General features: G+C 40.4%; 13 protein-coding genes. 8 read left to right on the forward strand and 5 right to left on the reverse strand.

Annotation, left to right across the window (positions count from 1 at the left end):
* Nucleotides 1-13 precede the first annotated feature (13 nt).
* Nucleotides 14-745, reverse strand: coding sequence for a calcium-binding protein (locus PL9214_RS17405; RefSeq protein WP_072719993.1), 732 nt, complete (start codon nucleotides 743-745; stop codon nucleotides 14-16).
* 68 nt (nucleotides 746-813) lie between these two features.
* Nucleotides 814-1,473: a phosphoribosylanthranilate isomerase gene (locus PL9214_RS17410; protein ID WP_072719994.1), complete on the reverse strand. Its 660-nt coding sequence runs from the start codon at nucleotides 1,471-1,473 to the stop codon at nucleotides 814-816.
* A gap of 243 nt (nucleotides 1,474-1,716) precedes the next feature.
* Here PL9214_RS17410 and psaK point away from each other — a divergent pair, with 243 nt between their 5' ends.
* Together psaK and PL9214_RS17420 are read left to right on the forward strand one after the other, a co-directional pair.
* Nucleotides 1,717-1,977 (forward strand): photosystem I reaction center subunit PsaK, encoded by a 261-nt coding sequence (psaK, locus tag PL9214_RS17415; RefSeq protein ID WP_139295086.1) that lies wholly within the window; start codon nucleotides 1,717-1,719, stop codon nucleotides 1,975-1,977.
* 247 nt (nucleotides 1,978-2,224) lie between these two features.
* A complete protein-coding gene (locus tag PL9214_RS17420; RefSeq protein WP_072719996.1) occupies nucleotides 2,225-3,442 on the forward strand; it encodes a site-2 protease family protein in 1,218 nt (405 codons plus the stop codon).
* Nucleotides 3,443-3,513: 71 nt separating this feature from the next.
* Here the strand turns inward: PL9214_RS17420 and PL9214_RS17425 are convergent, their stop codons facing one another.
* Nucleotides 3,514-4,203: a biopolymer transporter ExbD gene (locus PL9214_RS17425; protein ID WP_072719997.1), complete on the reverse strand. Its 690-nt coding sequence runs from the start codon at nucleotides 4,201-4,203 to the stop codon at nucleotides 3,514-3,516.
* A 64-nt stretch (nucleotides 4,204-4,267) separates the two neighbouring features.
* Nucleotides 4,268-5,080 carry a MotA/TolQ/ExbB proton channel family protein gene (locus PL9214_RS17430; RefSeq protein WP_072719998.1) on the reverse strand — a complete coding sequence of 271 codons (813 nt, stop codon included), beginning with the start codon at nucleotides 5,078-5,080 and terminating at the stop codon, nucleotides 4,268-4,270.
* A gap of 260 nt (nucleotides 5,081-5,340) precedes the next feature.
* Between PL9214_RS17430 and PL9214_RS17440 the strand changes: the two genes are divergently transcribed.
* The 6 genes from PL9214_RS17440 to PL9214_RS17465 all read left to right on the forward strand — a co-directional run bounded on the left by PL9214_RS17440 (nucleotide 5,341) and on the right by PL9214_RS17465 (nucleotide 12,600).
* Entirely contained in the window at nucleotides 5,341-7,521 is a 2,181-nt protein-coding gene (locus PL9214_RS17440) for a lytic transglycosylase domain-containing protein (protein ID WP_072720000.1), read from the forward strand.
* A gap of 9 nt (nucleotides 7,522-7,530) precedes the next feature.
* The gene (locus tag PL9214_RS17445) at nucleotides 7,531-7,932 is read left to right on the forward strand and encodes a nuclear transport factor 2 family protein (RefSeq protein WP_072720001.1); all 402 of its coding nucleotides are present in this window, start codon (nucleotides 7,531-7,533) and stop codon (nucleotides 7,930-7,932) included.
* 357 nt (nucleotides 7,933-8,289) lie between these two features.
* Nucleotides 8,290-9,354: a PstS family phosphate ABC transporter substrate-binding protein gene (locus tag PL9214_RS17450; RefSeq protein WP_072720002.1), complete on the forward strand. Its 1,065-nt coding sequence runs from the start codon at nucleotides 8,290-8,292 to the stop codon at nucleotides 9,352-9,354.
* Nucleotides 9,355-9,445: 91 nt separating this feature from the next.
* The gene (locus PL9214_RS17455; RefSeq protein WP_072720003.1) at nucleotides 9,446-10,870 is read left to right on the forward strand and encodes an ABC transporter substrate-binding protein; all 1,425 of its coding nucleotides are present in this window, start codon (nucleotides 9,446-9,448) and stop codon (nucleotides 10,868-10,870) included.
* A 150-nt stretch (nucleotides 10,871-11,020) separates the two neighbouring features.
* A complete protein-coding gene (locus PL9214_RS17460; RefSeq protein WP_072720104.1) occupies nucleotides 11,021-12,214 on the forward strand; it encodes a GAF domain-containing protein in 1,194 nt (397 codons plus the stop codon).
* 2 nt (nucleotides 12,215-12,216) lie between these two features.
* The gene (locus PL9214_RS17465; protein ID WP_072720004.1) at nucleotides 12,217-12,600 is read left to right on the forward strand and encodes a response regulator; all 384 of its coding nucleotides are present in this window, start codon (nucleotides 12,217-12,219) and stop codon (nucleotides 12,598-12,600) included.
* Nucleotides 12,601-12,621: 21 nt separating this feature from the next.
* Here the strand turns inward: PL9214_RS17465 and PL9214_RS17470 are convergent, their stop codons facing one another.
* A complete protein-coding gene (locus PL9214_RS17470) occupies nucleotides 12,622-13,614 on the reverse strand; it encodes an aspartate carbamoyltransferase catalytic subunit (protein ID WP_072720105.1) in 993 nt (330 codons plus the stop codon).
* Between the last annotated feature and the right edge of the window lie 112 nt (nucleotides 13,615-13,726).

Raw genomic sequence — 13,726 nt, forward strand, 5'->3', positions numbered from 1 at the left:
AGAGGGGGTGAGTTTACAAGAAATTGAGGGAGTTGGCGGCGAGAAAAACGCCATCTAATGCAAAGTCATCAACATTTAAAACCACACCCAAGATTTCCTGAGTTTGAACGAGGACAATAACGGTATCGTTCACTAAACCATCGCCTTCATAATCCATTAATTGTTGATAGTTTAAATCAGCATTGGTTAGCCCATCTGTTAATGCAATTTTATCATTTTGGCTAAACCATTCAAAGTCTGCAATCACATCAACTTGCTGTGGGTTGGAGTTGGCTTCATCGGTTCTGAGAATAAAAATATCACCGCCTTCCCCTCCTGTTAAGGTATCAATGCCTAAATCCCCGGATAGAATATCTTTCCCGGCTTGACCGAAAATTTGATCGTCTCCTTTACCCCCATATAATTGATCAGTTCCGCTTCCACCATCAATAACATCATTGTCCATATCTCCTCGGAGAAAATCATCTCCGGCTTCTCCAAAAATCTGATCATTTTGTTGACCACCAAAGACTTGATCATTTCCCTCTCCGCCATAAATGCTATCTTGACCTTGATTAGCAAAGATATTTTCATTATCGATACTTCCGGTAATTTGATCGTCTCCAGCTAAACTCCAAAGTCCATCGGGATAGTTTGTTAGTTCTCCCTGAAATAAGGTAATATATTCGGAGGTATCACTTGCTAATAATCGCAGGGAACCATCGGGATCAGGAATTAATTGAACTGGGGAAGAATTTGAAGCCATAGAAGTAATATAAAATCCTCTACTAATAAAAATTTAAATTGTTTGTTAACACGTTTTAAGATATAATTTTACGCAATATTAGGAGTTTTTAATCTTAATGAACTCATTTCAATAGCTTTCAATAATTGACGAACTTTAGCTAAATCTTTATCACCGGGAGAACGTTCAACACCACTTGAAAGATCAATCCCATCCGGTTTTAACTGTTGTAATGCGTCCTGAATATTATCAGGGGTTAATCCTCCGGCGAGAAACCAAGAACAAGGGGGAGAAAATTGTTGTAAACTTTGCCAATCTAAAGTGTGACCTGTACCCCCTAACTGTTGAGGGTGATAGGCATCTAATAAGAGGGTATCAATAAAGTTAAAATAATTTTGGGTTTGGAGTAAGGTTGCTTGAGATTGAATGCGGAATGCTTTGATTAATTCTATTTGGGGTAATATTTGACGTAGGCGATCGCAAAAATCGGGGGATTCATGACCATGGAGTTGTACACCCGTTAATCCCGTTTCCATCACGGTTTGATGAATTTGCTCTAAACTGGCATTAGCAAAAACCCCAATCGTTTGAACCGCGTTCGGTAAATCCTTTAAAATGTTGCGAATTTGTGCGGATGTGACATAACGAGGGGAAGAAGGCACACAGATAAACCCTAACACAGTAACACCCAGTTGAGCGATCGCAGACCCTTGATCCGGTTGGGTAATTCCACAAATTTTAATTCGCATTCATCCTTTTCCTGTTGAGTTTACGGTCTGATTCCTGGTGGCAATTCGTATCAAAATTTTACATGAAATATTAACTTTTTCAACAAATTAGAAGTTTTTACAATCAGATTTCTATAATCCTGGGAGTTAAAGACGGTCATTCCTCAACGGCTAACGATTAGGAAAAGATTCAGTCCATTCCTTGCAATTAACAAATTTGTCAATTCATCAGGAGATAGAAACTTGATTTACACTTCCCTACTCATGTCGGTAAAAGGGGCAGTTCCCACCACCGTTAATTGGTCTCCCAGCGTGGCAATTGTTATGATTGCCTGTAACTTGTTAGCGATTTTCATCGGTTTCTACGCCATTTCTAAAGAAAATCGGGGCAAGGGGCCAAATTTACCCGGTTTACCTCGGATGTTTACGGGGTTTGGAGTTCCTGAATTATTGGCAACGGCAAGCTTTGGACATATTTTAGGGGCTGGGGTGATTTTAGCATTAGGTAACGCTGGAGTGCTGTGATCGCCATTTCCCAAGCAAAGTTAAAAAGAATCAGGAAATTTAACCGTTCTGGGATTTTCTCTGTTATCCTCGGTTCAACCTTCTAACCTGCCCATGCGAATTAAGCGCAGGCTCAAGAATTAACAGCTTGCGCGATTCGCGTTATTAACAATAACTTCAAGAGCTTGAGGTTCTTGATACACTATTAATAGGGAGGCTAAACCCACCTTATCGAGCAGAGTGAAATAAACGGAGTCAAAGGCATCTCATGCAGGCAGGTTGGCGGATTGGATCTTTATTTGGAATTCCACTCTTTGTTGATTCGTCTTGGTTTGTGATTGTTTTATTATTTACAGTCGCCAATCGCCAAGATTATTCTCAATGGGGGCCGACTTTATCTTGGATTGCTGGGTTAGCGATTGCATTGTTGTTATTTGCTTCAGTGCTCTTACATGAACTTGGCCATAGTTTAGTGGCTCAATCCCAAGGAATTCGAGTGAATTCGATTACCCTTTTTCTCTTCGGAGGGGTTGCTTCCATTGATGAAGAATCCAAAACACCGGGTCAAGCGTTTCAAGTGGCGATCGCTGGCCCTATGGTGAGTTTTAGCTTATTTTTTATTCTCAATCTGGTTGTCCAATTTTTACCCACTTCAAGTTTAATTTATTCCCTGATTCAAGAATTAGCGAGAATTAACTTAGTTTTAGGCATCTTTAATTTAATTCCAGGGTTGCCCCTCGATGGCGGACAAGTCCTCAAAGCAATAATCTGGAAACTCACAGGAGATCGGTTTACCGGAGTCCGTTGGGCAGCAAAAACAGGTCAATTTTTAGGAATTTTAGCAATTTCCTTGGGCTTATCGGCGGTTTTATTTGCTAAAAGTTATGGTGGATTATGGATTGCTTTAATTGGCTGGTTTGTGTTACAAAATGCGGGTTCCTATAATCGCCTCACGGATTTACAAGAAGCCTTAGTTAAGATTAAAGCCGTCGATACAATGACCCGTGAATTTCGAGTTGTAGATGCTGATTTAACCTTACGTCAATTTGCCGATGAGTATTTAATTGGGGCTGATGTTGTTCCCGTCTATTTTGCAGCCTCCGATGGTCGCTACCGAGGGTTAGTGTCAGTTGAGGCGCTGCGAATTATTGAACGGAGTCAATGGGATATTCAGAAATTACATCAAATTATTCAACCCCTGAATGAACTGATTACCGTATCGGAAAAAGCCTCATTAGTTGAAGTTATTAATGCTATGGAAGAGAAAGAACTCCGCCGGATTACCGTATTATCTCCGGCTGGAGCCGTAGCAGGTATGATTGATCGGGGGGATGTGGTACGATCTGTGGCAAATTATCTGAAAGTTCCCATTTCCGAAGCGAGTATTCGCAGTATTAAAGAAGAAGGAATTTATCCTCCGGGTTTGCCGTTAGTGACTTTAGCAAAAACCATGACTTCAAGTTATAGCAACCACCCAGAAAGTTAGGGTGTTAATCATAAATTTGACTTCTGAATCTTGCTCAAAATCTACCCGTAAGGACAGGTGAATATATTGAATTAAAAACTCCGTTGTCCTTGATTTTCAGAGGGAAGGGTATTATTAGCCGGAGGAATTTGAGGGACAAAGGGGTTGACGTTATCCGATGGGGGGATAGAAGGAGTTAAGGCTGGACTATCCTGAGACGGAAGACTATTAGGCGCGTTCGGTAAGGTGGGCGCAAGGGGAGGTAAAGCATCGCCAGAATTGGGCGTTGTCGGGGCAAAGGGAGGCTGAATATTAGACGGATTGGCAGGAGGAGTTACACTAGGATTTAAGGGGTTTGTGGGCGGTTGAATTTCCTGAGAGCTTGGTAACGTGGCTAGGGCGACCCGTTCCCCACCAATCGCCCTCAAACGATCTAAAACCCGAACAACATCGTTGTAACGGGCTTCTTTCGGCGCATATAATACAATTAATCCACTGGGATTCCAACGACGAAATCGTAATAAGGTTCGGTCTAATTGATCTTGATTAACAGGTTGTTGCTCAATATAAGTTTGTCCAGCCGTATCAATCCCCACAATTAACATTTTTTGCATTTGGGTTTCCCCGGTACTGGCTTTGGGTAAATCCACATTAATAGCTTGTTGACGAGTTAATTGTAAGGAAGCCAAAATAAAGAACGTGAGAATGCAAAACACCACGTCAATTAAGGGAATTAATTCTATTCTGGCTTCATCAACGCTTGAATCGGTTCTAATTTTCATAAAATTTTGTGATTAATGTCTTGTTTTTTTCGGAAAAAAGGGCAGTATTAGCTGTTAAAACCATTTATTTTTTATCTTCTTCCTCATCCAAAACCTCAGACGTTTCTCCCGGTTTAATGATTTTTTCGGGTTCTACCGAAGCATTATGATTATTGTCTCGGTCTACGAACAAATGTTTGAAAATCGGTTCATCTGTTTCTACTTCCTGTTCTTCTTCCTCTTCAGTTTCAGGAATTTGTAACTGAGATTTGGCATAGGGCCAATTCTGACGATACAGCAGTTCTAATTCATTTCCCGCTTTGCGGAAGATTTTAGCTTGACCAAACATTAAACCCTGAAACAATCGATAAAAAGCCAAACTCAAAATGGCAACAATTAATCCTGTTGCGGTTGAAATTAACGCTTCCGCAATTCCCAAGGTCACATCTGAAGCGGATGAAGTGCCAATATCTCCTAAGCGAATTGAACCCAAGGAGTTAATTAACCCTAATACGGTTCCCAAGAGTCCCAATAGTGGGGCCATGGCAATCACCGCCTCAAAAACTTTGTCTCCCCGACGCATGAAGGCTAATTCTTCATCGGCTGCGGCTTCTAAGGCCAAGCGAAATAACTCCGGGTCTGGAGACTGTAACCGCAGGGGTGCATAGAGAAACCGTCCCATGGGTTGATTGCTGGATTGTTTAGCAATTTGATGGGCTTTTCCCCATTGTCCTCGCCGCGCCGAATCAATCACTCGGTTGACGATTTGCTTTTCTTTGGTGAGGGTGGTAATCCAAAACCAAATGCGTTCTACAACCACAGTCATCGATAAGATGGATAAAATCAGCAAAGGCCACATTGCTGGCCCACCCTTAGCAAAAATCTCTTGAATATTCATGGAATTGGCACAACCTCCTAAAAACCGAACCCCTACAACTGTATTAGATGTGCAGGTAATATGGCGAATAAAAGCCAAACCCTTTCAATTTTGCCATTCTCTGGAGCGAATCGCTACTATAACAGGAGTTGTCAGGGTGGGGAAACCCCCCTCGTCAGCGAGTGAGAAGACAGCGAGAATCCTGCTATCGGGAAATCAAGTAAGTTAAAATCAGAATTGCTCTGTCTATTTTTCCGCTCTGTTCTTTTTAAACATCCATCATGATTAAGCGACGAATCTCGAAAGTTTGGATTTTGCCAGCGATCGCGTCTGGGGCTTTGTTGGTGGGTGTATTTTTCCCCCTCACTCAATTTCAAGAGTGGAAAAAATCATTCCAGCAAAGTCCGGCTTCCGTTTCACAAATTCCTGAATCGGAAGTTTTAAAACTGGCTTTATTGCCTGTTTCTCAACGTCAACCCGAATTAGAAGCGATCGCCAAAACTAAAAATGATTCCCTAGAAACCAGTCGGGCGCGATATTTATTAGCCAGCGATTCTTTAAAGGAAAACCCGGAAACGGCACTCAAATTATTAGAAGGATTAGAAAAAGATTATCCTTTATTGGCGGGTCAGATTTTAGTTAAACGGGCGCAAGCTTATGAACAAATGGGAGAGTCGGAAAAAGCTGAAAAAACTTGGCAGGAACTGTTAGCGAATTATGGTGATCAACCTGTTGTCGTAGAAGCGTTATTTGCTTTGGGAAAAACGAATCCTCAATATTGGGATCAAGCGATCGCAAAATTTCCCAGTCATCCCCGCACCCTAGAAATTGCTCAAAGTCGCCTGAAACAAAATCCGAACCAACCGGATTTATTATTATTAATTGCCCAACATGGATTATATTTAAAAGACTATGGAACTTATTTAGAACAATTAAAGGCAAAATTTGGCAATCAACTCACACCGGAACAATGGGAAATTATAGCTTTTGGTTATTGGGAAAAACAAGATTATGGGAAAGCCGCGATCGCCTATTCCAAAGCCCCAAAAACCCCTAAAAATCTCTATCGTTATGCCAGAGGCTTATGGTTAGATGATAAAATTCCTGATTCTCGAATTGCTTATAAACAATTAATCAATACCTTTCCCAATGAGATTGATCCCCAAGGAGAAGATGCCGGATTTGGTTTATTAAGATTATCCCGACTTTCCGATCAAAAAGAAGCTTTAGTTTATTTAGATCGAGTGATTACTCAATTTCCTCGCCATGCAGCCGAGGCTTTATTAGATAAATCTAAACTCTTAGATCAAATGCGATCGGAAAAATCTGCTTCAGAAACTCGTCAACAATTACTCAGCCAATATAGTGAATCTGAAGCCGCCGCCCAATTGCGTTGGGAACTCGCCCAACAAGCAGTAAAAGCCGGGAATTTACAAGTAGCATCCGACTGGGCTAAACAAGTTTCGTTGAAGAATCCCGATAGTGAATTTGCCCCAGAAGCAACATTTTGGGTGGGGAAATGGGCAGAGAAAATCGGCAATTCTCAAGAGGCAAAAAAAGCTTATGAATATTTAATTGTACGTTATCCTTCCTCTTATTATGCTTGGCGTTCTGCGGTTCATTTAGGATGGCCTGTGGGAGATTTTACCACCGTTCGACCCCTCTCTCCCCATGTTGAACATCCTGAGATTCGAGAAGTGCCTCCGGCGGGTTCTAAAACCTTACAAGAACTGTATGCGTTAGGACAAAATCAAGACGCTTGGACACTATGGCAAACGGAGTTTAAAAATCCTATGCAGCCTTCGGTTTCTGAACAATATACCGATGGGTTAATGCGAATGGGAGTGGGGGATAATTTAGATGGAATTTGGATGTTATCGAGTTTAAATCGGCGAGATGATCCCCAAGAGCGATCACAATATTTAGACTTAAAACAAAGACCCGCTTATTGGGAAGCATTATATCCTTTTCCCTATTTAGAAACCATTGTCAACTGGTCAAAAGAACGGCAATTAAATCCAGTTTTAGTAACGGCTTTAATTCGTCAAGAATCCCGATTTATGCCTCAAATTAAATCCGTTGTTGGCGCGACGGGATTAATGCAGGTGATGCCAGAAACGGGGGCGGATGTTGCTAAACAAATTAAATTGAAGGATTATTCCTTAGAAAACGTCAATGATAATATTAATTTGGGAACCTATTATCTGGATTTTACCCATCGTGAATATAACAATAATTCGATGTTAGCCGTCGCCAGTTACAATGCTGGGCCAGGTGCGGTTTCAGATTGGCTGAAACGATTTGGTTTTCAAGACCCTGATGAATTTGTAGTTAAAATCCCCTATCCTGAAACCCAAGGTTATGTAAAATCGGTGTTTGAAAATTACTGGAATTATCTCAGAATTTATAATCCCGATCTTGCTCAACGTTTACAAGAACATAGTTCTAATTATAAAAATTAAGGAGGATTTATGGAATCTGGATCGTCTTCAATCTTAGCCGTTGCTCAACAAGGGTTTGCTCGACTTCAGCAAGGTTTAGCGACTGGACAGTGGGAACCTTTTTTAGAAATGGTGATGGAAGATTGTACCTTTTCTTTTCCTGCGGGCTCCTACAAAGGCTTACATCAAGGAAAAACAACGTTAGCCAAGTTCTTAAATTATGCCAGTGAATGTGTGTTTAAAAAGAGTTTAATGTTAACGTTACAACGGATAACCCATAATCAAACAACGGTGATTTTTGAAGTCAGTTCAGATGGGGAAATGTGGGGTCAACCCTACCAAAATCAAGCCGCCATTGTCTTTGATATTCAAGACGATCGCATTTGCAGTTACCGAGAATATTTAGGTGTTATTTATACCTTACCTTCCTAATAAAATGTAGTCAGCCCTTCAGGGCTTTCTGGATTTGTCGATTATCAAATTAAATGTCGCATTTACTACATTTTCTATAATATTGATTAGGTAATCAATTTGATGCGGGTCAACTCCTCTGGTTCAACTTTAGCCTTAGCTCTATGTTCTGCTCAGATAGATTCTCCTGATTAACGTTGTTGGTTAATTATCGAAATCAAATTAATTATTCGTCAAAGCTATGGCTTCAAAAATTTTGAGATGATGCGTGAAAAGCTACTAGCTTGCCTTTTTATATCAGCTTTACTGATCACCATAAGTATAGGAGAACCCCAAAAGTGATAAAATTTTCCTTAATACCGAAAATTCATTAAATTTATGGCTCAAAAAAATGATGCTACAACTTTAATCTTAGCCTTACTGATTAGCGGTGGATTAATAAGCGGGGGACTGTGGTGGTTTAGCCGCAATATGAGTTTATCAACCCTGTTTAATTCTAATTCCTCTCCTTCTGCTTTCCCTACCCCCAACTCGCCACCCGTTCAATCTTCAGCAACACATTTTAAAACCTTTGCTGAAGTTCCTAATGTTCCTAACGGACTTTTTACTTATGGGGGAAGTACCACTTTTGCACCACTGCGTAAAGTTATTAATTCAGAAATTCAAACTGTTTTTCCTCAATTTAAATTAAAATATTTCCAAAACCCTAGTCAATCTCCTGGTTCAGGGAGTGGAATTAAATTATTAATTGAAAATCAAATTACTTTTGCTGAATCTTCCCGCCCATTACTAGAATTAGAATATCAACAAGCTAGACAACGGGGATTAAATTTAACAGAAATTCCGATTGCTATTGATGGAATTGTGGTGGCTGTTAATCCTAATTTAAAGATTCCAGGGTTAACGATTAATCAATTAAAGCAAATTTATACGAGTAAAGTTGATAATTGGAATCAACTCGGAGGCGAAAATATTCCGATTGTTGCTTATTCTCGTCCTCAAGAATCCGGGGGAACAACAGATTTTTTTATCCTCAATGTATTAGGAGGAGAAAAATTAGGAAAATCCGTAAAATTGATTCCGACGACTACAGAAGCCTTAAGAGCAATTGCTAATCATCCGGGGGGAATTTATTATGCGTCTGCGCCGGAAGTGGTCGCACAATGTACTATTAAACCTATCGCTATTGGTTTAACACCTGATACGTTAGTTCAACCGTATCAAGACCCGTTAATTCCTTCTGAAGCTTGTCCTCAACAACGCAATCAAATTAATCCTGTGGTCTTTAGAACAGGAGACTACCCTCTAACCCGACGTTTATTTATTATTGTTAAACAGAATAACCCTATAGATCAACAAGCAGGAGAAGCCTACAGTCAACTTTTGTTAACTTCTCAAGGTCAAGATTTAATCGAAGAATTGGGATTTATTAAAATCTATTAAGCCTCGCTTTCTGTAGGGGTTAAAAATTCCTAAAGATGTTAAAATATAAAATAAGCTTTAATTTCAAAAAATTATACCCTTTTAAAATCCAATGTCTCAAAAAAATGAATCTCTAATCTTTGTCTTAGCCCTTGTAATTACAGGAGCATTATTAGGCGGAGGTTATTTTTTATTTTTTAAGTCTTCTTCTCCTTACCTACTCAATCAAAATTCCCCTCCATCCCCCTCTGGAAACTCTCCCTCAACTTCCGCTCCTAATCAAACTATTGAAACTCGCATCAGTCAAGGAGAAAAAGTTTTAATTCCATCAGGAGATTTAGCTCTCAAACAAGGAGGTACGACTGCTTTAGCTGCGGGTCAATATCAGGAAGCTGTTCAACAGTTTAATGCAGCTTTACAACAAAATAAAAATGATCCTGAAGCATTAATTTATAGAAATAATGCTCAAATTTTGCAAAATAATCAATCCTATTATACGATAGCAGTCTCAATTCCCATTGGAACTTCAGTCAATACCGCCCAAGAAATTTTAAGAGGCGTTGCTCAAGCTCAAACAGAAGTTAACCAAGGAGTGGGATTAAACGGAAATTTATTCAAGATAATTATTGTTAATGATGATAATAGCCCCGAAATGGCTTCAGAAGTGGCTAAAAAATTAGTCAATAATTCTGAAATTCTAGGGGTAATTGGTCATTTTGGGAGTAACGCCACCTTAGCAGCAGCACCCATTTATGAAGCGGGAAAATTAGTCTTGATTTCTCCCACCAGTACCTCCACAGCTATTTCTAATGCAGGAGACTTTATTTTTAGAACCGTTCCCAGCGATCGCTTTGCGGGAAGTACCTTAGCGCGATATCTTTTAAATACATTAAACTTAAAAAAAGCGGTTGTCTTTTTTAATAGTGCTAATGATTATAGTAACTCTTTACAAACGGAATTTACAACCGCATTAAATGGGGATGGGGGCGAAGTCGTCACGGTTTTTGATATCGCTAAACCCAACTTGAATCCAACTCAAGCTTTAGAACAAGCCCGTCAACAAGGAGCAGAAGCTATTGTTTTAACCCCTGATTCTTCAACCATTGAACAAGCCTTACAAGTGGTACGAAGTAATCGCAAACAGTTACCTTTATTAGGGGGAGATAGTTTATATCGACCGGAAACGTTGAAGGTGGGAAGTGATACAATGGGGATGGTGATTGCCATTCCTTGGCATATTTTAGCCAACCCTAATTCTGAATTTGCTCAAGCCGCAAATCAATTGTGGGGAGGAGATGTGAACTGGCGGACTGCAACAGCTTATGATGCAGCCAAAGCGTTAATGATTGCCATTAGTAAAAATCCCACTAGAACCGGGGTTCAAGAAACACTTTCCGCCTCAGATTTTACGCCCGAAGGAGCAACGGGAATAATTCGTTTTTTACCGTCCGGCGATCGCAATCAACCCTTACAATTAGTCAAGGTTGAACCGGGAAATCGTTCAGGATTTGGTTATGATTTTGTTCCCGTTCGTTAATGGGATCACAAAGTAATGGATAATAGGCAATAGGTAAAGATGAGTAGGATTAGGTTTATGATGGTTGCAGACGAAAACCGTCTAGGTTAGCCGTAATTGAGTCGTGCAGGAAGTGAGTTAACCTTTAATCAAAAGGATGAACTAACAGAAATGAAAGCTTCCCACCATGATGTCTTAGAAGCCGGACGCATCTACAAATCCACTGGAGCTATTCCGTCTCGGATGTTGCGCTCAAAAATTTATCGAGCTTGGGAGCGTTCACATTTGCAAGGCGCTAACCCCTATGCGCTCCAAGCGGAAAAACTATCCCGTTCAGATACCGAACATCTAATCACGAAAAATAGTGATTTGATGCAACTGGCTAAACCTTACATCCGTATGCTGTCACAGGCGGCGGGTACAGAGCGTCATGCTGTGATGTTGAGTGATAACCAAGCTTTGTTACTGGATGTTGTCGGTGACCAGCAGACTGTACACGGGACAGAAGCTTTTCCAGAACCAGGTTCTTGGTTATCCGAATCGGTCGCAGGTGCAAATGGAATTGGTACACCCCTAGCAGAAGCCGATTATGTAGAAATTATTAGCGCCGAGCATTTTATTGAGGGGTTTCATCCATTCACTTGTCAAGGAATTCCTTTGCGGAATGACAAACAGGAAATTATTGGTGTGCTCAGTATCTCTATGCGTCGTCAGGATGCTGGACAAAGGCTCAAAGAGATATTGCTCTGTGCCTCTCACGGCGTTGAAGCGGACTTATTGAGCGCTAATTTAGAAAAAGATGTTCGTCGTGTATTAAAGTCTAATCCTGATGAATATCAGCCCTTGGAAGATTTGCGTCAGGATATCATTCAAGCCCATCATGCAGCCCGTTTAAAACTTGAAGTGGTATCGCGGATGGTAGCGGTTAACCGCCTAGACTACGCGATGCAATTGGTAAGACAGGCTGAAGATTCAATTGAACTATTTCGTCGTCGAGCCGAAATTTGGCGCAATCTTGCATCTTTTGAGATAGGCAGAGTTCAGCCGGTTTCACTTACTGATCAGATCTCCAATTTAATTGATCTTCTCTCGACGGAAGTGGCTATTCGTCAGGTAGAAATCGTTACCCAATGGGATGAGCCTATCACAGTTATGGGTGATCCTAGAAGCCTTTTACGTCATCTACTGCGTTATTTTCTCCAAGCCTTTGAACAGGTAGGGAAGGGTGGAAAAGTAGAATTGGTGGTTAATAAAACCTCGGATTTGGAGTTAGTTAAAGTCAGTTTTATGGCGATTTCAGTTGTTCAACCTGCTGCATCAGCACCCCAGTTACAGTTTTTTTATCTACCTATTAATAGGACTTAGAAATGAACAATCAGAATACCAGAACGCGGAAAGTCGTGATTGCCGATGATGATATTGATAGTAGAACAATGTTGGCATTGATTCTGGCAGATGAAGGGTGGGAGGTCAAGGAAGCTCAGGATGGAAAAGAAGCGATAGAAATAACAATTAAGGAGCAACCCGATTTATTGATTTTAGACAATAGAATGCCCGAATTAACCGGGGTAGAGGTGTATCAACAACTTCAATTAGCAGGAATTAAACAAACAGTGGTATTAGCCACAGGTTACGGTGATCTAAAAGAACTGGCTTTATCTATGGGAATTACCCATTTTATTTCTAAACCCTTTGACATTTTGGAGTTATTACAAATCATAGAATCGGCTTATGAAAGTTCACGACAATAGGGAATATTTACCAGCTTCAGTTTAATTTAATTTCCCCCCTCCAATTAAATATAACAGTGCCATTCTCACGGCTATTCCACTGGTCACTTGTTGAGAAATTAAACTCAATTCTGGATCATCCATTAATTCTGAACTTAATTCTACCCCTCGATTAACTGGCCCAGGATGCAATATTTTAACATCCGGTTTACAGGATTTTAACTGTTCATGGGTGATGCCAAATAATTGATGATATTCGCGTAAACTGGGTAATAAATGGGCGGTCATTCGTTCCTTTTGTAACCGTAACGTCATGACAAAATCTGCATTTTCTAAAGCGGGTTCTAAATTCCAATGTAAAAATAATTTTCCGGGGCGATTTTTGCCAAATTCTGCAAACAGTTCGGGTAATAACGTTGGAGGTGCTGCTAAATGTAATTCTGCTTCCGTTGCGGTTAAACTCCAAATATTAGAACGGGCTACCCTAGAATGTAAAATATCTCCCACAATCGCTATTTTTTTACCTTGTAATAATTCAATTTTAGGTTGATCAGAATCCAGAGTTCGGCAAATTGTGAATAAATCTAATAACGCTTGAGACGGATGTTCGTGTTGACCATCTCCGGCATTTAACACTGCAACTTTAGCATTTAAACGGTCTAATTCAGCCGCGATCGCAAAGGGAACTCCAGCTTCTTTATGACGAATTACCATCATATCCGTTCCCATTGCTAAATAGGTTTTAGCAGTATCAAGAATTGTTTCGCCTTTCGTTAGAGAAGAGGTTCCCGGCGCAAAATTTAATGTATCTGCGGAGAGTCGTTTAGCCGCGAGTTCAAAACTATTCCGAGTCCGAGTTGAAGGTTCAAAAAATAAATTTGCCACCACCTGACCTTGTAAAGCCGGAACTTTTTTGGTACGACGACCTAACACTTCTTGAAAGCTTGTTGCTGTTTGCAAAATTGTGTTATATTCCGTCGCCGTAAAATCAGCTAGGGATAAAATATGACGGCGAGTCCAGGGAGCAGTAGCCATTGTCAATCCAAAATGATGAGGATTTTGATCCAACGTTTAATCATACGGGGTGATTGCTCAAAACGGAATAGGAATCGGAAGACTTGAATAATAAAGTAACAGTTACTTCCAG

The sequence above is a fragment of the Planktothrix tepida PCC 9214 genome (assembly GCF_900009145.1).
Taxonomy (GTDB): Bacteria; Cyanobacteriota; Cyanobacteriia; order Cyanobacteriales; family Microcoleaceae; genus Planktothrix; species Planktothrix tepida.